This window comes from Paraburkholderia lebeckiae (genome assembly GCF_014201005.1).
GTDB classification, from domain to species: domain Bacteria; phylum Pseudomonadota; class Gammaproteobacteria; order Burkholderiales; family Burkholderiaceae; genus Paraburkholderia; species Paraburkholderia tuberum.
The window spans coordinates 1-19,428 of the sequence record NZ_JACHDK010000008.1; the positions used below are offsets into that span (position 1 = coordinate 1).

At 61.4% G+C, this 19,428-nt stretch carries 19 protein-coding genes and 2 pseudogenes; 12 read left to right on the forward strand and 9 right to left on the reverse strand.

The window, feature by feature from the left end; genetic code table 11:
- Window positions 1-182 precede the first annotated feature (182 nt).
- Together HDG39_RS16650 and HDG39_RS16655 are read left to right on the forward strand one after the other, a co-directional pair.
- Window positions 183-1,318, forward strand: a protein-coding gene (locus HDG39_RS16650; protein ID WP_184007023.1) for an IS3 family transposase whose coding sequence is annotated in 2 segments (ribosomal slippage) — window positions 183-447 and window positions 447-1,318 — 1,137 coding nt in all. Because the reading frame shifts where the segments join, the coding sequence is not laid out codon by codon here.
- Window positions 1,319-1,397: 79 nt separating this feature from the next.
- Window positions 1,398-1,937 carry a hypothetical protein gene (locus HDG39_RS16655; protein WP_311666536.1) on the forward strand — a complete coding sequence of 180 codons (540 nt, stop codon included), beginning with the start codon at window positions 1,398-1,400 and terminating at the stop codon, window positions 1,935-1,937.
- Between the two features lie 425 nt (window positions 1,938-2,362).
- Here HDG39_RS16655 and HDG39_RS36040 read toward each other — a convergent pair.
- The 8 genes and pseudogenes from HDG39_RS36040 to HDG39_RS16690 all read right to left on the reverse strand — a co-directional run.
- Window positions 2,363-2,616, reverse strand: a pseudogene (locus tag HDG39_RS36040) (ATP-binding protein); the annotation flags it as partial.
- 32 nt (window positions 2,617-2,648) lie between these two features.
- Window positions 2,649-2,918: pseudogene (locus HDG39_RS16660) on the reverse strand (IS21 family transposase); the annotation flags it as partial.
- A 70-nt stretch (window positions 2,919-2,988) separates the two neighbouring features.
- Window positions 2,989-4,494 (reverse strand): amidase, encoded by a 1,506-nt coding sequence (locus tag HDG39_RS16665; RefSeq protein WP_184007025.1) that lies wholly within the window; start codon window positions 4,492-4,494, stop codon window positions 2,989-2,991.
- Between the two features lie 28 nt (window positions 4,495-4,522).
- Window positions 4,523-5,188 (reverse strand): GntR family transcriptional regulator, encoded by a 666-nt coding sequence (locus HDG39_RS16670; protein ID WP_184007026.1) that lies wholly within the window; start codon window positions 5,186-5,188, stop codon window positions 4,523-4,525.
- Between the two features lie 47 nt (window positions 5,189-5,235).
- Window positions 5,236-6,546: an amidase gene (locus HDG39_RS16675; RefSeq protein ID WP_184007027.1), complete on the reverse strand. Its 1,311-nt coding sequence runs from the start codon at window positions 6,544-6,546 to the stop codon at window positions 5,236-5,238.
- A 2-nt stretch (window positions 6,547-6,548) separates the two neighbouring features.
- Complete coding sequence (locus HDG39_RS16680) at window positions 6,549-7,526, reverse strand: ABC transporter substrate-binding protein (RefSeq protein WP_184007028.1); 978 nt, start codon at window positions 7,524-7,526, stop codon at window positions 6,549-6,551.
- The gene (locus HDG39_RS16685) at window positions 7,523-8,335 is read right to left on the reverse strand and encodes an ABC transporter permease (protein WP_184007029.1); all 813 of its coding nucleotides are present in this window, start codon (window positions 8,333-8,335) and stop codon (window positions 7,523-7,525) included. The genes HDG39_RS16680 and HDG39_RS16685 overlap by 4 nt, the downstream gene beginning before the upstream one ends.
- Window positions 8,328-9,191, reverse strand: a complete 864-nt coding sequence (locus HDG39_RS16690; RefSeq protein ID WP_184007030.1) for an ABC transporter ATP-binding protein — start codon at window positions 9,189-9,191, stop codon at window positions 8,328-8,330. The genes HDG39_RS16685 and HDG39_RS16690 overlap by 8 nt, the downstream gene beginning before the upstream one ends.
- Here HDG39_RS16690 and HDG39_RS35845 point away from each other — a divergent pair.
- Together HDG39_RS35845 and HDG39_RS35850 are read left to right on the forward strand one after the other, a co-directional pair.
- Window positions 9,190-9,642 carry a hypothetical protein gene (locus HDG39_RS35845; protein WP_409259177.1) on the forward strand — a complete coding sequence of 151 codons (453 nt, stop codon included), beginning with the start codon at window positions 9,190-9,192 and terminating at the stop codon, window positions 9,640-9,642. The genes HDG39_RS16690 and HDG39_RS35845 overlap by 2 nt on opposite strands.
- Window positions 9,643-9,807: 165 nt before the next feature.
- The gene (locus tag HDG39_RS35850) at window positions 9,808-9,993 is read left to right on the forward strand and encodes a M20/M25/M40 family metallo-hydrolase (RefSeq protein ID WP_503125002.1); all 186 of its coding nucleotides are present in this window, start codon (window positions 9,808-9,810) and stop codon (window positions 9,991-9,993) included.
- Between the two features lie 856 nt (window positions 9,994-10,849).
- Here HDG39_RS35850 and HDG39_RS16700 read toward each other — a convergent pair.
- Window positions 10,850-11,125 (reverse strand): alpha/beta fold hydrolase, encoded by a 276-nt coding sequence (locus tag HDG39_RS16700; protein WP_184007031.1) that lies wholly within the window; start codon window positions 11,123-11,125, stop codon window positions 10,850-10,852.
- An 895-nt stretch (window positions 11,126-12,020) separates the two neighbouring features.
- Here HDG39_RS16700 and HDG39_RS16705 point away from each other — a divergent pair.
- The 8 genes from HDG39_RS16705 (at window position 12,021) to dhaL (ending at window position 19,417) form a co-directional block, all read left to right on the forward strand.
- A complete protein-coding gene (locus HDG39_RS16705; RefSeq protein ID WP_184007460.1) occupies window positions 12,021-13,040 on the forward strand; it encodes a LacI family DNA-binding transcriptional regulator in 1,020 nt (339 codons plus the stop codon).
- A 114-nt stretch (window positions 13,041-13,154) separates the two neighbouring features.
- Complete coding sequence (locus tag HDG39_RS16710; RefSeq protein ID WP_184007032.1) at window positions 13,155-14,486, forward strand: ABC transporter substrate-binding protein; 1,332 nt, start codon at window positions 13,155-13,157, stop codon at window positions 14,484-14,486.
- 66 nt (window positions 14,487-14,552) lie between these two features.
- Window positions 14,553-15,509 (forward strand): carbohydrate ABC transporter permease, encoded by a 957-nt coding sequence (locus tag HDG39_RS16715; protein ID WP_184007033.1) that lies wholly within the window; start codon window positions 14,553-14,555, stop codon window positions 15,507-15,509.
- Window positions 15,506-16,459 carry a carbohydrate ABC transporter permease gene (locus HDG39_RS16720; RefSeq protein ID WP_184007034.1) on the forward strand — a complete coding sequence of 318 codons (954 nt, stop codon included), beginning with the start codon at window positions 15,506-15,508 and terminating at the stop codon, window positions 16,457-16,459. The genes HDG39_RS16715 and HDG39_RS16720 overlap by 4 nt, the downstream gene beginning before the upstream one ends.
- Window positions 16,456-16,650, forward strand: a complete 195-nt coding sequence (locus tag HDG39_RS16725; protein ID WP_026226094.1) for a hypothetical protein — start codon at window positions 16,456-16,458, stop codon at window positions 16,648-16,650. Before HDG39_RS16720 ends, HDG39_RS16725 begins: the two co-directional genes overlap by 4 nt.
- Before the next feature lie 4 nt (window positions 16,651-16,654).
- Complete coding sequence (locus tag HDG39_RS16730; RefSeq protein WP_184007035.1) at window positions 16,655-17,758, forward strand: ABC transporter ATP-binding protein; 1,104 nt, start codon at window positions 16,655-16,657, stop codon at window positions 17,756-17,758.
- Window positions 17,751-18,788, forward strand: a complete 1,038-nt coding sequence (locus HDG39_RS16735; RefSeq protein WP_184007036.1) for an ABC transporter ATP-binding protein — start codon at window positions 17,751-17,753, stop codon at window positions 18,786-18,788. The genes HDG39_RS16730 and HDG39_RS16735 overlap by 8 nt, the downstream gene beginning before the upstream one ends.
- A complete protein-coding gene (gene dhaL, locus HDG39_RS16740) occupies window positions 18,785-19,417 on the forward strand; it encodes a dihydroxyacetone kinase subunit DhaL (protein WP_184007037.1) in 633 nt (210 codons plus the stop codon). Before HDG39_RS16735 ends, dhaL begins: the two co-directional genes overlap by 4 nt.
- Window positions 19,418-19,428 lie beyond the last annotated feature (11 nt).

A 19,428-nucleotide genomic window follows, 5' to 3' on the forward strand; every position in this document is an offset into this window, starting at 1 on the left:
TAAAGCAGTTTTGGCAAACTCACTTTAACCCCCGTCGCCCGTCAGGGCGGCGGCAGGAGGTCCGCTAGATGATTTTCAATCGGACTCACCAAAACAGAGATGGCCACGCAAATTCGGACAGTCGGATAAGTGGAACGCTCGGGGCCTGAGCCGGCGATAATGCCGACAAAGGAACCAGGAAGATGACGAAGAGAACCCGACGGACGCACTCAGCCGCGTTCAAAGCGAAAGTGGCGATGGCGGCGGTCAAGGGTGAGCGGACGCTAGCCGAACTGGCGCAGCAGTTCGATGTGCACCCGAACCAGATCACCGAATGGAAGCGGCAGTTGCAGGAACGTGCCGCCGACGTGTTTGGCGCAGGCGGTACGGCGTCGAGCGAGCCGCAAGTCGATTTGAAGGAGCTACATGCGAAGATCGGCCAGCTCACGCTGGAGAACGATTTTTTAAGCGGCGCGCTCAACAAGGCGGGATTGCTGAGCGCAAAGCGATGATCGATCGTACGCACGCATTGCCGGTCTCGCAGCAGGCGCGACTCGTTGGTATCGCAAGATCGAGCGTGTATTACCGGGCGCAACCGGTGAGCGAGGCAGACCAGTTGCTGATGCGCCGGATCGATGAACTGCACATGGAGTTTCCGTTTGCCGGAGCGCGGATGCTGGCGCGACTGCTGCGTCGCGAGACACACGAGATTGGCCGCAGGCGCGTGCGCACGCTGATGAAGCGCATGGGTATCGAGGCGCTGTACTGCAAGCCGAACACGAGCCGACGCAATGCTCAGCACAAGATCTGGCCGTATCTGCTGCGGGGCATGACGATCAATCGGGCAAACCAGGTCTGGGCACTGGATACGAGCTATATCCCGATGGCGCGCGGCTTCGTATATCTGACCGCCGTGGTGGACTGGGCCAGCCGAAAGGTCCTGGCCCACCGCGTGGCGATTACGATGGAAGCGATGCACGCTGTCGAGGCGTTGGAAGAAGCGTTTGCGAAATACGGGCAACCTGAAATCGTCAACACCGACCAGGGCAGCCAGTTCACCGCGACAGTGTTCACCGAGGCCGTGCTGAGCCGGGGCATCCGCTTGTCCATGGACGGCAAAGGTGCCTGGCGAGACAACGTGTTCGTCGAGCGCGTGTGGCGAAGCGTGAAATATGAAGAGGTGTATCTGAAAGCCTATGAATCGGTCGGCCACGCCCGGCGCTCAATCGGCGATTACATCAATCTGTACAACCAGAGACGACCTCATTCGAGTCTGGAAGACCGCACGCCGGATGAGGCATACTTCGCGACGCTGCCTGCGATCAAATTGGCAGCATGACTGCCCCGGACGTTCCACTTAAAAATCTCAGATGACTGTCCGAACGAGTGAGGCCACCTCTAACCGACGACACTTCCAAGTGCAACAAATTAACACCGAGTTTGGCCTGCTTAGCATTGTTGACGAGCCCACGTACTCGTTTAAGTCACAAGACAATGCGCGTTCGTATGAGTTTGAGGTACTGCTTACGCCAGACACCCCAACATCTGTCCATGGGATAGCACTGAACGGTAGTGGGATAGTGGTCGTTGGCGCGGGTGGAGGCTGCTCATCAGTGCATGGTCATTCTGCGCTAGTGCTCGAGGACATGCTTTATCTTACGGTCGGCGATCACGTGGCCTGCCTCGCGCTTACGCTGCCGCATCGGCTGGTATGGTCAAGACAGGTCGATATGGCAACTTGCTTTGGTATCCACTGGGAACATGGTCGAGGTGCTCTCATTTCACATGGGGAACTTGAAATTTCTCGTCTGTCAGTAGATGGACAACTGATGTGGCAGGCATCTGGCGTCGACGTGTTCTCGGAAGGCTTTCGCTTGCTGCCAGACCACATCGAAGCCGTGGATTTCAATCGAACTGTGTATCGGCTTGATTACGCGACAGGCGAAGCGCGGGGATAGCTAGCGGCTCTTTTTCACGCCGAACGACCGCTTTCGGAGAAATCGATCGTCTCTTTTGGGTCGGAAGTGTGAGTTCGCCGATGCAGGAAGCTGCCGCCCGGCTGCCCGATGCCGCCACCGACAGCAATCCGCCACATTGCTGACGCACAGCCCAGACCGCCCCAACGTCGGCAATGGCCGAACGGACCAAACCGCTCGCGCGGTATCGGGCTCCGTCCCGCCTCTGGCAGCGAATGACGGGGCAGTGGCGCCGGTGCTTATGTTGGTGACTGAGGCAATCCGCCTCGTTCTCCAGCAGGAGCCCATCACGACTCCTCCCATCCGGGCGTCAGCCCGCTGCGCCGGCGTATGGTTGATGACATGCGCATGCGCAAGTTCGCACCCAAGACACAGTCTGGGTATCTGCGTGTCGTACGCCAGTTCGCACTTCCACGATGACTTTTTCCCGCCCCGGGCGGACCAAACAGGAACACCGAAGTCGAAGGTGGCGAGCGTCCTGGTTGGATCCAGGTGTGACTCGGCGCGATGACGCTCGATTCTTCGTTTGGCCCGCTCGGCGAGTTCATGTTCGAGCAATGCACCGAGTACCCGGGACGCCTGCCAAACTCTCCTTGTCCGAGCGTTCAGCGAAGCCCGGCCATAACCGGCCGATCGTTGGCAGGCGCAATTCGTTGAGCATCAGCGCGATACGGCCAGCATCGTAGGCGGCGTTCACGTGAGCACCTCCTCATCGAGCAACGTGTCATAGAGCGCGGCGGACGGCATCTCGACGACAACCACTCGGCACTCGGCCTGGCGCGGCGCGAACTCGGCGAACAGCGCTTTCAGATCCGGCAACTCGCCACGTTCGAGTAGCTCATCGAGCCTTTCCGCCAGTTGAGCCTCGACGCCGTGATTTCCTGCCAGCTCAAGCAGGCCCACCATGGTCTTGCAGGCGCTGCGCGAGCTCAGCGCCTGTTCCAGTCGCTCCCACGTCCGACGGTCATCCCTGGCAAGATTCCTCTTGGGCTCGCATCACGAATGACAGCCTGAGTTTGTCGTCAAGCCGTCACTAGGCCATTCTCGAACGATTCGATAAGATCGGCGGGGACGACACGATAGACCGCAGCTCAGGGACCGGCTCGGACAGTGCTTTAAGATCCGGCGCAGGTCGCCGCAGCGCGTCGTCCGTAGCAAATGCCGCTTCGAGCGCCTCCGAAATGTCCAGCAACCGCCCATCTCCACGCGCTGGGCCGACCAACTGCACACCAAACGGCATGCCGGCATGATCGACCCCGCACGGCAGTGACAACGCCGGATTGGTCATCAGCGAAACGAGGTAAGTCAGTCCCAGCCAGCGATAGTACGTATCGAGCGGCTTGCCATTGATCGCTTCGAGATGCCATTGGGACCACGGAAATGGCGTGACGGACACCGTAGGCGAAACGATCACGTCATAGCGCTGCACGAGCGACTGGAAGCGTCGATACAGCGTCGTTTGCATCTTGTGCGCCCAAACGGCGTCGCCGAGCGTCATCGATGCGCCCAGCTCGAAGTTCGCGCGCGTATTGGGTCCAAGCTGCGACGGATCGCGCTCATAGATTTCCGCGAACTGCGCAACGAAGTTCTGCGCGCGCACTACGTCGAAGCATCGGTCGATGCCGCTCATGTCGATGCATACCGGTTCGCACACCGCCACGTGCCGTGCGATCTTGTCGACCTTCGCGCGGAACGTCGCGCGGGATGCGTCGTCGAGCGCGCATACCCCGAAGTCATCGGTAAAGCCGATGCGCAGCCCCGACGCATCGATCGGACGGCGCTGTGCAAGCGCGGCCGAATCGACGTCGTAAGCTAGCGGATCGCGCGCGTCGAAGCCAGCCTGCGCGGCAAGCAGCAGCCGCACATCGGCGACGGTACGTGCCATCGGGCCGCTCACGGTAATCGGTGCCCACCCGAGTTCGCGCCGGTCGCCCGGCACGAGTCCCGGCGATGGCCGCAGTCCCACAATCCCGCAGACCGCGGCTGGAATGCGCAGCGATCCGCCCGTGTCCGAGCCGGTGCAGAGCGGGAGCATGCCGGTTGCGAGCGCTGCGGCCGATCCGCCCGACGACCCCCCCGCGTTCAGCAGCGGCGCAAAGGGGTTGCCCGTCGCGCCCCAGACGTCGTTGCGGGTGTTCGCGCCCGCGCCCATTTCGGGCGTGTTGGTCTTGGTTGTCACGATGGCGCCCGCCGCCCGAATGCGTGCGACCATCCCGTTGTCCTCGTCCGGCACGTTTGCGCGGAAGAGCTTCGAGCCATACGTCGTGAGTACGCCGGCAGTCTCTTCCAGATCTTTCACGCCGATGGGCACGCCATGCAGCAAGCCGAGCGGCTCGCCACGCATCACCGCCGCTTCCGCGCAACGCGCTTCGTCGCGCGCACGTTCGAAACACGTCGCCGCCATCGCGTTGACGGCAGGGTTAATCGCTTCGATGCGCGCGATGCACGCGTCAAGCAGTTCGACTGGCGAGACACTGCGATCGCCGATCAGTCGGCGCGCATCGACGGCGGAGAGAGAGACGAGAGAGTCGTGCGTCATGGGCATCAAGGAGGAATCGGATAAGAGCTCAAGCCGCCGCTTGCGAAGGCAAGGCCTGCTCGACACAGGCGATGATCGCATCGCGCGTGTTCTCGAGATGCGCGTACGTCTGCTCATGCACGGCGCGCATATCGCGGGCGCGGTAGGCGTCGAGGAGATCGGCATGCTCGCGGTTGTTGCTGTCGAGGATATCGCTTTTGACGTGCATCGAGAGGGACACGTAAGGCCGCGCGACCAGCGACAGCCCTTCGACGAGTTCAGAGAGACGCGTGCCGGCGGCACTCGCCATCAGATGCTTGTGGAACTCCTCATTGAGGATGGCCCACCTCTCGGACGACAATGTCGCGCACATTTCATCATGCACCTTTGCGGCGGAGGCGAGGTCACCATCGGTGGCATGCGTGCAGGCGCGTTGGGACAGCATCGGCTCGAGCACCATGCGCAGTTCGTAGATTTCGCTGACGTCCGCGGCCGTGAGCGCGCGTGTGACGACACCCTTGTTGGGATCGATCGAGACCAGCCCTTCCGCGCGCAGGTCGCGGAACGCTTCGCGCACCGGCGTCGTACTGACGCTGAGGCGTTTGGCGATCTCTTCCTGCCGCAGCCGCGTGTTCGGTGGATACACGCCGTTGAGAATCTCGGCGCGCAACGTGCCAAGCACGTATTGCTGGATCGTACGAAAGGGCTGGCTCATGCTCGTCTCCCTGAGCGGTCGTTATCGTATGTTGCGCATTTCGTCGATCAAATGGTGACGGCGCGTCTTTCGAACTTCAGCATGCTTTCGATGCGCGCGGCAACCCGCAGCAGCTTCGCATCATCGCCGAAAGCGCCGACGATCTGGAAGCCGAGCGGCAGATTTGCATCGCTCCAGCCGGAAGGCACATTGACGGCGGGCGCCCCCATCAGGCTCCAGGGCGCGCAGAAACGGGCGTCGCCCGTATCGGCGTGTCCGTGGGGCGCTTCACCGCTGGCGGGCAAGGTCACGAGCGCGTCGCAGCCTTGCAGCAGCGCGGCAGACTGCGAGCGCACGTGCGCCTGCAACAGCAAGGCTTGCTGATAGCGCTCGAGCGGCATCGCCTGGCCTTCGGACAACAGCACGCGCATGTGTTCGCTCATCAGCGCGGGCGCGCGTGCGGCTACATCGCCGACGGCGCGATACGCCTCGACTGCGAGAATCGTCAGTGTCGCTTCGCGCATTTGCGGCAGGTCCGCGCCGTAGTCCAACTCGACGATGCGCGCGCCGCCTTTGCTCAGCGTCCGCAGCGATGCATCGAAGTTGGCGTGTTGATGCGGCGCGATGAGTTCGTCCCAGAACGGCGTGCGAACGACGCCGAGCGTGAGCGCGGAGGTGTCGCGCGGAAAGTGATCGCGCCACGCCGCTTCGTTTTCGACCGCCTGAGGAGCGCCTTCGACGAACAACGCATGCGCGACGGCGACATCTTCGACGGATCGCCCGAAGAATCCGACGTGATCGAGCGACGCAGCCAGCGGATGCACGCCTTCGCTCGGCACCGCGCGATACGACGGCTTGTAGCCGACGATGCCGCAATACGCGGCCGGCCGAATGATCGATCCGACCGTCTGCGTGCCGATGGCGAGCGGCACGATGCCCGCTGCGACGGCCGCCGCGGATCCGCTCGACGAGCCGCCCGGCGTGTGCGCACGGTTCCACGGGTTGACGGTCGCAGCCGGTCCGCGCCAGGCGAATTCGGTCGTCGCGGTCTTGCCGAAGACCGTCCCGCCGAGCGCGCGGATCATCGACACGATGCGCGCGTCGCGCCCGGGCCGATGCCCGTTGTAAGCCGGCGAGCCGTAGCCCGTGGGCATGTCGGCGGTATCGGCGAGATCCTTGACTCCGATGGGCACGCCCACGAGCGCACGCGCCACGGCGCCGCGCACGGCGTACGTATCCGGCCGATGCATGAAGGCCCGAAGCCACGGCTCCAGCGCATCGGCGCGGGCCTGCGCGTCCAGCAGCGTCGCGCGCGCGGCGGCTTCGTCGTGACGATTAGCGAGCAGTGTCGTGAGCAATGATTGATCTGATCGATTCATCGTTACTTGCTCGCGGCTGCGGCGAACGTGTTGTCGACGCCATTGGCATAAGTGATTGCGCCGGGTTTGATGTTGCCGATCGACTCCTGCAGATCGAGCGCATTGCGGAAGGCCTGCTCGGAAATATCGGGCGTGGCCGCATAGATCTTCTGATCGATGAGACGCTGCACCGCCGAATCGACGATCTTCGGATCGAGCGATGGGAATTCGGCGCGCGCGACGCTCTTGGCCGTGTCGTGCGATTGCTGAATCAGAGCCTCGGCTTCACCGATCGACTTGACGAACGCGGCTACCATCTTAGGCTTGCGCTTGACGGTGACAGAGAGCGTGTCGATGGTCGAGAACGCATAGCCGCCCGGATAGGCCTTCGGGAACGCATACACGATGCGATAGCCCTGCGCGAGCCCCGTTTCCGCTTGCGGCATATAGAGCGCGGCGGCTTCCGAGCGCCCCGCCATCACCGGCGCGAGTTCGGTGCCGATCTGCACGGTGTTCATCTTCACGTCCGCGAGCTTCTGTTCGCTGATGAGCCGTTGCAGCAGATACGTGCTCGTCGACGGCGGCAGTGCGGTCGAGACGCTTTTGCCTGCGAGATCGCCGACGCCCTTGACCGTCGAATCCTTCGGCGCGATCACCCACACCGGCACGCCGGCGACCACGTTGGCCACGTTCACGAGCGATGCGCCCTTGAGGTTGGCGAGCATGGCGGTCATCGGGTCTTGCAGCGAGAAGTCCGCATGACCGCCGATCACCGCTGCAACGCCCGCCGCGCCGCTGCCCGCAGTGACCTTCTGCACGGCAAGGCCGTTCTTCTCGAAGATGCCTTTGTCTATAGCCACATAGAGCGGCAGGTACTGGATCGACTGAAATGCCTGATAGACGACCACCGGCTCGGCGGCCTGAGCGCTCGTCGCGCCGATTCCAGACGCGACCAGACATGCGGCCGCGATACTATTGAGCAGAGCGTGTGTCTTCTTCATTTTTTCTTCCAGGAAATGATCTTCGCTTCCGCGAGTTGAACGATCCAGCTGAGAACCGAGGCCATCAAGGTCAGCACGATGATGCCGAGCCAGACGGTATTGAGATCGAAGAGCGAGCCCGCGACGAACACCGCGTGACCGAGCCCCGACTGTGATGCAATGTATTCGCCGACGACCGCGCCGATCAACGCGAAGCCGATGTTCACGCGCAGCGTCGAGAAGATCCACGGCAGCGCGCTCGGAACGATGAGCTTGGTGAAGATCATCGACGGCTTCGCCTTGAACGAATGGAAGAGATTGAGCAGGTCCTTGTCGACTTCACGCGCGGCGGCGCAGGACGAGATCATCGCGACGGCGAATGTGGAGATGCCGGCGAGCCATATCTTCGACGAGGCGTTGGAACCGAACCAGATCACGATGAGCGGTCCGAGCGCAATCTTCGGAATACTGTTGAGGATGACGGACAATCCTTCGGCGACACCCGAGACTGTCGGCAGGAACCACAGCAGCAGGCCGAGACCGATCCCGAGGCCGCTGCCGATGGCGAGACCCGCCAGCGTTTCATAGAGCGTGACCCAGGTGTCGGACACGAGCGTGCCCTGCGTCAGCCCGATGACGGCGGCCTCATAGATGCCGGACGGCGAGCCGAGCAGCTTGCCGTTGATCCAGCCCGCGCTAACGGCAAGTTGCCAGGCAACGACCAGCGCAACGACGATACCGAAGACGGCGCCCGTCGTGCCGAGCTTGCGGCGCGTACGGCGTACGGCTTTCCTTGGCGTGACGTTGGTGGACAGAACGGCTTCAGTCATGGACGGCTCCTGCAAGGATGCTCGATGGAGCGACGTCATCTGCGTCGCGCGAGGTGACGTGTCCGCGCAAACCGTTCCAGACACGCGCGTGATAGCCGCGGAACTCGGGCGCCTCGCGCGCGGAGACGGCGTTGCGCGGTCCGTGCGTCGTCAGTTCGATGTCGATCTGGTCTTCGATGCGTGCGGGACGCCCGCCAAGCAGGATCACGCGATCGCTCATCGCGATGGCTTCTTCGATGTCGTGCGTGACGAGCACGACACTCGTGCCGCTTTGCGCACGCAGCGCGATGATGTCGTCCTCGAGTGCGAGACGCGTTTCGTAGTCGAGCGCGGAGAAGGGTTCGTCGAGCAGCACGAGCGTCGGATCGACGAGCAGTGTGCGCGTGAGCGCAACGCGCTGTCTCATGCCGCCTGAGAGCGAATGCGGATAGGCATCGGCGACCGCGCCGAGCCCGTAGCGCGCGAGCATCTGCCGCGCGCGGGCGACATCATCGGGCCGGACCTTGCGATACAACTCAATGCCGAGCAGCGCGTTTTGCAGCACCGTGCGCCACGGCATCATCAGGTCCTTCTGCAACATATAAGCGATGCGGCCCGCTTCCCCATCTGCGCGTCTGCCGACCGATATCTCGCCTGACTGCGGCGTGAGCAGGCCTGAAATGAGATTGAAGAGGGTGCTCTTGCCGGCGCCGCTTCGTCCGACGATGGACACGATCTCGCCGTGTCCCACGGAGAAGTCGAGCCGGTCGAAGATGGTCACGGTCGAGCGATCGGGCGATTGAAACCCGTGACTGAGCTGCCGCACGCGCAGCGGTTCCGCGAACGTGTTGACTGCCGTTGCGTTCGATCCCTTCATGTCGTTCCTCGCAAGGTCTCGTACTAGTGAAGTAGTTGCTGCAATGCATAATGCACAATCAAAAATCGGAAGCTGTCCTCGTCAAAAAAGTTTTTTCTCGGTGGATTCGCATGGGATGCGTTGGTGCGCAACCTTGGTGCTGCTGCGACTCTGCAGTGCGCGTCGCTGTGCGAAATCGGTGCATGTTGCGATGAAACTGTGCGGAGCGAGGCATGAATTCAATGGCACATTAATCGCTTCGTGCAAGTCTCTTGAACGACGTTCATTCGATTGGAAAGCCACTCCAAAGAGACGATTGCAAAGACAGGAAGTGTTCGATCCGTGCACGAGCGATCAGCCGATAGCCGCCCGAATCGTCAGCTTGCTCGACGGCGACAGCTTGATGCTGTCTATCGATCGACTGGCCGCGTTCGGACGCCGCACCGATGGCGCGTGTCTCGAGAAGCGCTGACACCGATCGATGGCGAAGCGCGGCGCGCGCTGCTCGACGAGGCGCGAGATCGCGGCTGGGAGACTTACGTCGACGATTGCGCGAACCTGTTCTTTCGTCGCAACTGTCTCGAGGATCTGCCACCGGTCCTGATCGGCAATCGATACACAGCCCGCAGGCGGACGCCTGGACGGCGCTTACGGCGGGCTGGCAGGGCTCGAAGTGCTTCGCGCGCTAGATCGAGCGGGCATCGCGACACGGCGTCCTGTCGAGGTCGTCGCGTGGACGAACGAGGAAGGCAGTCGTTTTGCGTCCGGCGCGGGAGGGATCGAGTGCGTGATGCCAGCTTCCAGTGGACCGGATTCAGAATGACGGTGGAGAGCTTGCCGGGTTGGTCTCCGCAAACGGTCCGGTAACGCAGATAACTATGTAACGTTGCTGCCAGATGGGAGGCATAAGAGGCCGAGCCGCTTGCTCTCAACTGCGCCGAAAGAAACTGGCGAACATCGTCGGGGCGCACCTTTCTGAAGTCGATAGCGCACCGCTCGAATCTGTCTCGCAAGAGCAGGCCGACAACACGAAGTCGGTTCTACGGGTCTCGGCTGCCAGTCCCCGCACATCGCGCAGATATACATCGTAGCGATGCAATTCGGCAGTAATGTGCGCCGGGAATGATGCAAAAGACGGCGCGTTGGACTTGGCCGGGTACAAACGGGTTGGCTTCATAACGGTCCCCTCAGGTGGAACCGTTACTCCAGATCATCGCTGAGATTATGTCGAGTTCGTGGGGCGTCACCTGCCGCCACACCCCTATGATTACCGGTTCGTGCCGCCGACCAGCCCAGCTACTTTCCATAATCAACGACTTGGCATAATCGGCCTTTGCCGACATTGGGGTGGGCTCGGCTCTACGCCAGCAATGTGGCGGATTGCTGACGGTCGCGACATCGAGCAGCCGGACTTCAGCTTCCCGCATCAGCGAACTCACACTCCCGACCCACATCAGTCAGTTAGCCTTCGCGTCAGCGGACCTTCAATTCCCATGTGCGCCGCCTTCCAGAGCGCACGCACGACGCGAATCATCCCGGACGCGGTGCGGCTTCCCGTTTCGAAGCAGGAGCCGCATCCCGGCACGCGTTGTCGTGGCCATGAACATTCGCCCAGCAACGGTGTCTGCCAGATACGCGCGAGATAGGCCATCCGTAGTCAAGCAAGATGCCTGCGTTGATTAATTAACGCTCGCGATGGTGCGAGGATTGGCAGCGGCCCACGCGAGGCCCCAAGGGCCGCCGAAGTCGTGCATGACGAGACGGGCACGCTGGACATTGCACTCAACCAGCAAACGACCGGGAAGGGGTGCGTAGCCACGCACCCTGTAGTCAAACTGTTCAGATTTGTCGGCGTTGCCGAAACTCGGCATGCCCACGGCGAATGCCCGGCCAAATTCACCCACCCTGGCCACGAGTCGCGTCCGGTCAGCAGTCGATCCCGGATTGCGGTTCACGAAAACGACTGCGTCGGCGGCGTCGGGCCGTGCGGCCTCCAACAGAGGGGCGCATGCCATCGACGCGGACGGAGGTCTCCTTTCATGGCTGTCCAGGGGGAGCGCCGGCGGACGCGTCATTCAGACCGGTGCGCCAGGTTGCGCGGATCGCGCGGCGGGCCGACGCAGATCGACCCAAGCGGCCCTCAGCAGAGAGCCCGGTGACAAAAACTTTGCCGGCCCTATCAGACGCGCGCCAAAAGCGTGCAGATGTCTCGCCGCCGCGGCGTCTTTTGCCGCGGCCGAGAAGTTAAGCCTTTCAATCGCGTTACTGTAAATGAACCAAGGGTTCCAAGTTAGCCGAGCAGCCTTCCGGCAAAGCCCCGTCTTACCGCGCGCAGCGGTTCCAACTTAAGCGAATCTCGACAGCAGGGTTCAGACCGTGCCGGTGCCGGACAACCAGCGCATGATGGGTGCGGATTCTCAGCTACGCGTCAATGGCGGCGACGACCCTCTATCGATATCCGCATAGCGGCACACCTTTAGCGATCCACGAGCGCTGCGCCGAATGCGAGCGATCGCGACACAACGCTTTGACCGCGGTCACCGATTGCCCGCTACGAAGCTCACGCGCACAGCACACAAAATGGCCACAACCCCGAATAAGGCACCAGTCCAATCGCGTTCTGTGCAGTGTTCCTCATAGTCGATGCAAGGCGGTTGCCCCAATACATTTTCGTGCAACGCACCGCCCTCTGATTTAGGCAATTCATGCATTCAGGCATGCACGCTTAAACGCGGTTCCGTAATGCCGTCAGGAACGATGCATTTATTGCCGCCAAAAAACTTGCATTTCTCATGGAAAAAACTACCTTGATTTAACCAAATGCTTCTGGCTCGGCACCGGAGGAGACACATGCCGGCTACACGTATGATGATTGCGCGTCGTGCGGGCGTTAGCGTGGCCACGGTCGATCGTGTGTTGCGCGACGATCAGGCTGTGCGTCCGGAAACGGCAGATCGCGTCCATCTCGCGCTGGCGGCCCTGCGCGACGAACGCGCAAGTCGCGGTCGCCCTGCCAAGATCAATACGTATCGGGTGGCCTTCGTTCTGCCTCAGGTCAATTCGCGCTTCCTCGACCACGTCGAGCGCAATATCGCGCTGTCCGCCAGCTTCTTTCGCGAGCACCGCATCATTCCGTCGTTCTACCGCTGCGATTTCGCGAGTCATCGCGACACCATTGCTTTCGCTGAGCAGGTGATCGACTACGACGCACTCGTGCTTGTGCCGCTCGACTACCCCGCGGTCGAACGCCTCGTTGAGGATATGAGCGATGCGGGCGTGCCCGTTGTCACGGTGTTCTCCGATCTGCCCGCAAGTCGCCGCGCTGCGTATGTTGGCGTCGATAACCGGATTGCTGGCCGCACCGCAGGACTTTTGATGGGCCGCTTTCTCGGCGCGCGACTCGGCACGGTGGCGATTTTATCGGCCTCGTCGCGCCTGCACGATCAACTGGAACGACGCACCGGCTTTTCGCAGGTACTGGAAGAGGACTTTCGCAACCTGCGCTGGATCGCCGAACCGGACTTCGCCGAAGACGACGAGGGCGCAGGTCTTGCCGTGCAGGGGCTTCTTGCGCGTCACCCGGATCTGGTCGGGATGTATGTGACGGGTGGCGGCATCTCAGGCATCGCCACGGCCTTGCAGGAATCCGGCGACAAGGCACGCCTGGTACTGATCGGGCATGAACGCACCGCGGAGACTCGCGCGCAACTGTCCGAGCGCGCGATCGACGTGATCCTCGATCAGGATGTGCGCGGCATCGTTCACTGGGCAGGCCTCGCCGCCATCAATTTTCTTAACGACGTGCGTGGCGCGCTCGCCATCCCAACGCCGGAGACCCGGATTTATCTTCGTGAGAATGCGCATGCCTGAAGCTCGCGACACGTGGATTGCAGTCTGAGTCCGCTGGAGCCGAAACACAGCACCCGGCGCATGGGCGCTGTTCCATAGCAGGTTGGAGACCCGAGAAAGACAAGGAGAAGACAAATGTTACGTCTTACGTCAGCAAGGGTAATAGCGGCGGCCATCATATCGTTGGGACTCGGCATGGCAACGGGCGCGCAAGCACAGGGCAAGCAGTTGACGTTATGTTGGGCGGCATGGGACCCGGCCAATGCACTCGTCGAACTGTCGAAGGATTTCACGAGCAAAACCGGCATCAAAATGAAATTCGAGTTCGTGCCATGGACCAGTTACGCCGATCGCTTCATCAACGAGCTTAATTCGCATGGCAAACTATGTGATCTGATCATCGGGGACAGCCAGTGGATTGGCGGCGCCGCGGTCAATGGACACTACGTCAAGCTCAACGACTTTTTCGCGAAGAACAAGATATCGATGAACGACTTCGTGCCGGCGACCGTCGTCGGTTATGCGGAGTGGCCAAAGAATACGCCGAACTACTGGGCGTTGCCCGCCATGGCGGATGCAGTTGGCTGGACCTATCGCAAGGACTGGTTCGCGCGCCCTGAGTTACGCGCCGAGTTCAAGCAGAAATATAAGCGCGAACTCGAACCACCCAGCACGCTGGACGAACTCAAGCAAACGGCCGAGTTCTTCCAAGGCCGCAAGATCGATGGCAAGACCGTGTACGGTGCCTATATCTTTACAGAGCGCGGTTCTGAAGGGATCACGATGGGGGTGACCAATGCGCTTTACAACTTCGGCTTCGAATATGAAGACCCCAAGAAACCCTATCACCTGGACGGCTTCGTCAACTCGCCGGGCGCGGTCAAGGGGCTGGAGTATTACAAGGCGCTTTACAAGTGCTGCACGGCGCCCGGCATGACCAACGCGTACATGCAGGAAGGACTGGACGCCTTCAAGTCTGGCCAGGTGGCGATGCAGATGAACTGGTTTGCATTCTTCCCGGGACTCTACAAAGACCCGAACGTCGGCGGCGACAAGATCGGTTTCTTCGTCAATCCGCGTGAATTGAAGCAGTACACGCAGCTTGGCGGACAGGGCATTTCTGTCGTCTCTTATTCGGATCATAAGGACGACGCGCTCGAGTACATCAAATGGTTCGCGCAGCCGGATGTTCAGAAGAAATGGTGGCAACTGGGCGGCTATTCGGCGGCGAAGTCGGTGGTGGATGCGCCCGACTTTCCGCAGAGCGCACCTTTTGCGCCGGCATTCCTGAAGTCGATGTCGATCGTGAAAGACTTCTGGGCTGAACCCGCCTATGCAGAACTGCTGCTCGACATGCAAAAACGCGTGCATGACTATGTGGTGGCCGACAAAGGCACGGCCAAGGAGGCGCTGGATCTGCTGGTCAAAGACTGGAACAAGGTCTTGAAGGCCGAAGCCAAGAATTAGCGTGTATCCAGGACTGGACCGGCGGCCCCTGCACGGATGCCGCCGGTCCGCTTAAAGGAGCCAGGCATGTTGGCAAACAAGCCTTTCTCGTCGGCGGGGCTGGAGTCGCGGGCGTCGGCGCATGCGCGCACACGTCTGGCCGGGTTATCGGACAGAGCCATTGCGTGGCTGTTCATCCTTCCGACCATCCTGCTGCTGCTCGCGATCAACATCTTTCCGTTGATCTGGGCGTTACGTCTGTCGTTCACGAACTTCAAGTCGAATATGCCGAGTGTGCCGGCGCGCTTTGTCGGTATCGACAACTACGTCGACATTCTCAGCGACGAAGACATCTGGTACGCGATGCAGGTGACGGCGCGTTTCGTGTTCTGGTCGGTCGCACTCGAGGTTCTACTGGGTTTCGGCCTCGCGTTGCTTATCAACCGGCAGTTTCGCGGTCATAGCTTCTGGACCACGCTGATCCTGCTGCCGATGATGCTGTCACCGGCAGTCGTGGGCAACTTCTGGACCTTTCTGCTGCAACCGCAAACTGGCCTCTTCAACGATATCGTCGGCTTCTTCACCGGCATTGCGCCCGGTTCATTCCAGATGATCGGCGACGTGTCGCTCGCGCCGTGGACCATCGTGATGGTCGATACGTGGATGTGGACCCCCTACGTGATGCTCATCTGCCTCGCGGGCCTACGGTCGATTCCCGACTACATCTACGAAGCGGCTGAAGTGGATCGCGCCACACCGTGGCGGCAGTTCTGGTCGATCACATTGCCAATGACCTTGCCGTTCCTGATGCTCGCCGTGCTGTTTCGCGGCATCGAAAACTTCAAGATGTTCGACATGGTGAACCTGCTGACTTCGGGCGGCCCGGGTTCGGTGACTGAAACCGTGTCAATCACATTGAAGCGTGCCGCTTTCGAGAAATGGCAGACGGGCTACTCTTCGGCGCTAGCCATCATTCTGTTTGTGACGGTGTTCGGTGCGGCGAACATCTATGTCAAGGCCCTCAACCGGGTGAAACAGCGATGAGACCGACTACGACCCAACATTCGGTGGTGGCGTCGTCGCCACGCGGCAAGCGCTTCGCCGCGGCGGTTGTCATCACCTACGCGCTGCTTGCAACCTTGCCGATGGTGTGGATCTTCCTGACGAGTTTCAAGACGCAGGAAGACGCGATTGCCTATCCGCCTGTCCTGCTGTTTCAGCCGTCGATGGAAGGCTATGTGAACCTGTTCACGATCCGTTCGCGGCAGACTCCCGAGTTCATCGCCAGTCTGCCGCCCGCGCAGACCTGGTATGAGCGCGATGTGCGCAGGCGAAGCATGGTGATCGCCGGGCCTTCGAAGGTCTTGCCGCGCTTCGTAAATTCGCTCGTGATCGGTTTCGGCTCGACCTTTCTCGCGGTATTTCTCGGCACGCTGGCGGCTTATGCGTTCTCGCGTTTCAAGGTGCCGCTCGCCGACGACCTGCTGTTCTTCATCCTGTCGACGCGCATGATGCCGCCGATCGCAGTCGCGATTCCGATCTACCTTATGTATCGGGCACTCGGCCTGAGCGACAGCTATGTCGGCATGATCGTCCTCTATACGGCGGTGAATGTATCGCTGGCCGTCTGGCTTCTGAAGGGCTTCATGGACGAGATTCCACGCGAATACGAGGAGGCCGCGCTCGTCGACGGGTACACGCGGCTGCAGGCTTTCGTCAAGGTGGTGCTGCCGCAGGCCATCACCGGCATTGCCGCAACCGCGATTTTCTGCCTGATCTTCGCGTGGAACGAGTATGCATTCGCGTCACTGCTTACAAGCGGCGATGCGCAGACCATGCCACCGTTCATTCCGTTCATCATCGGCGAAGGCGGGCAGGACTGGCCGGCCGTCGCGGCGGCGACGACCCTGTTCGTGCTGCCTATCCTTATCTTCACTGTGGTGCTGCGCAAACATCTGTTGCGCGGCATCACCTTCGGAGCGGTGCGCAAATGAAACGAGACTCCGTTTTGCCGCAAAGACATTATCTGCGCCGTGGCTACAGCGAAGCGGTGTCGACTGCACTGATTGTTCTCGGCATGGCGATGCTGGTGCAGCCGTTTTCGTTGACGTTGTTCACATGGTCGTTTCCGGTCATCCTGGTAGGCGCGCTCGCGTTCGTCGTGACCAGCCATTTCCCGGACTGACACCATGTCCACGATCGTTCTTGCCAACCTTCACAAGCGCTTCGACGACTTCGTCGCGGTGCGCGACACCAGTCTGACGATCGGCGCCGGGCGCTTTGTCGTGTTGCTGGGTCCTTCCGGCTGCGGCAAAACGACGACGCTGCGGATGATAGCCGGCCTCGAATTGCCCACCTCCGGCAAGATTCTGATAGACGGTGAGGACGTGACGGCATTGCGCGCGCGCCAGCGCGACATCGCGTTTGTGTTCCAGATGTTCGCGCTCTATCCGCATATGACAGTGCGTAATAACATCGCCTTTCCGCTGAAGAACGAGCATGTGTCGCGCAAGGAGATCGCGGCACGCGTGGATGCAGCCGCGCACCTGCTGCGTATCGAGAACATTCTCGATCGCAAGACCGGTGGACTGTCGGGCGGCGATCGGCAGCGCGTCGCGCTGGGCCGTGCGATCGTGCGGCAGCCGAAGGCGTTCCTGATGGACGAACCACTCGGCACGCTCGACGCGGATTTTCGTGAGCTGATGTGTCTTGAGTTGCGCAAGCTCCATAACGCGCTCTCCGCCACGACCGTCTATGTGACGCACGACCAGAGCGAAGCGATGGCGATGGCCGACGACATCGTCGTGATGAATAAGGGTGAATTGCTGCAAGCCGGGCCGCCACACGAAATCTATCACTTTCCGGCAACGGTGTTCGTCGGAAACTTCATCGGCAGTCCGCCGATGAATTTCCTGCCAGTCGATGGCGGCGTGGACGCGGGGCACGAAGAAGTCCGTCTGCACGGGGTACAGGTCCAGGTGCCTCACTGTGAAGCCGCCGCTGAACGTGTGCTGCTGGGCATTCGTCCCGAGCATGTGGCGATCGATCAGAACGGCCCGCTGCGCGGCAAGGTCATCGCCGATGAATACCTCGGCTCGCATCAGGTGCTGGTGGTCGAGACCGCGCTGGGCGTGATGAGGGTGCGGGTGGGAAAAGACGATGGTTTGCCTGCCGGATCGCCGGTCGGTTTGTCGTTCCGCAAGGAACGCACGCTGCTGTACGACGCGCAGAGCGGCCGGCTGCTGCCGTGCGCTGCTCACACGATTCCTGCACACGGAGAAGCTCATGGCTGAAATCCAGTTGCGCAATGTGTCGAAACGATTTGGCGATATCGTCGCGGTCGACGATCTTTCGATCGATGTGATGGAGGGCGAGTTCGTGGTGCTGCTCGGGCCGAGCGGCGCAGGCAAGACCACGACGCTGCGTCTGATCGCCGGGCTGGAGCGGCCGGATGCGGGCGACGTGCTGATCGACGGTGCGCTTGCGACCAGCGTGCATCCGTCCGATCGCGACGTCGCGTTTATCTTCCAGCAATATTCCCTGTATCCGCATCTGACCGTGTTTGGCAACCTGGCGTTTCCGTTGCGCTCGCCAAGAAGGCGCAGCAGCGAGGCGGATGTGCGTGCGCGTGTTCACACGGTCGCGGAGATGCTGCACATGGAATCAAAGCTCGAGAACATGGCGACGCATCTGTCCGGCGGCGAAATGCAGCGTGTGGCGATAGGGCGCGCGCTCGTGCGGCAACCCAAGGTGTTTCTGATGGACGAGCCGCTGTCGTCGCTCGATGCGAAGCTGCGTGAAGAGTTGCGCATCGAACTCAAGCGCCTGCATCGTACGATCGGCGCGACGATCATCTACGTCACGCACGATCAGGTCGAAGCGACCACGCTCGCGGATCGCATCGGCATTCTCGAACATGGGCGTCTCGTGCAGCTCGGCACGCCGCGCGAGGTGTATGGCAATCCGGTGTCGCTCAGCGCCGCGCAGCGGCTCGGCTCTCCGCCGATCAACCTGCTGCCGCCCATGCTGTTCGATTCGGCGCACCTGCCGGAGGGAACGGCGACTGTCGCGATCCGTCCCGAGGACATCGTGCTGCATGACCCTGATGTGGGCGATGCGCGTGGCGTACAGGACGCACTTAATCTGACGGTGCTCGAATATTCGCCGCTGCGCCATCTGCTGATTCTCGATCGCGCGGGAACCGCCGTCGTCGCAACGACCGTTGCGGAGCGCAATTTTTTGCCGGGGCAAGCGGTCGGCGTGTCGCTGCCGGCGCGCAGCCTTTTATATTTCCGTGCCGACGGCAGGAGGGTTCCGACATGAACGGCAAAACGGTCATGGCGTGCATCGACGCTGCCTATGCGACGTTGAAGGAGCATACCGACGAGATCGCGTCACTCGACCAGCAGATCGGCGATGGCGATCACATCTTCAATCTGCTGCGCGGCATGGAAGCCCTGCTTGCGGTGCGCGCGGAGATCGAGGCGCAAGCGTTCGGCCCCGCGCTCGAGATCGCGGCTTCCAAGGTGCTCTCCACGGTGGGCGGATCGTCCGGGCCATTGTTCTTCTCGTTGCTGAACGGCATGGCGAAAGCGTCCGTGGGCCATGCAATGGATGTGACCGGCTTCGCCCACATCTTCGCGGCGGCCGTCGAGGCTGTCGGGCAACGCGGCAAGACCGGCGTCGGTAGCAAGACGATGATGGACGTTTTGATTCCGGTCGCGAAGCGCTTCCAGGAACTTGCCGCAGAAAGCGCCGCGGCGCGCGTGGTGCTCGATACGCTGCCGCAAGTCGCCGAGCAGAATATGCTTGCGACCCGCGACATGTTGGCGACCAAGGGACGGGCGTCGTTTCTTGGCGAGCGTTCGCGCGGACATATCGATCCCGGCGCGCGCTCCAGCCAGATCATGATTGCTTCGGTATGCGCGCGGCTTGCGCAATCCAACGGATAAAGGAGCAGGAG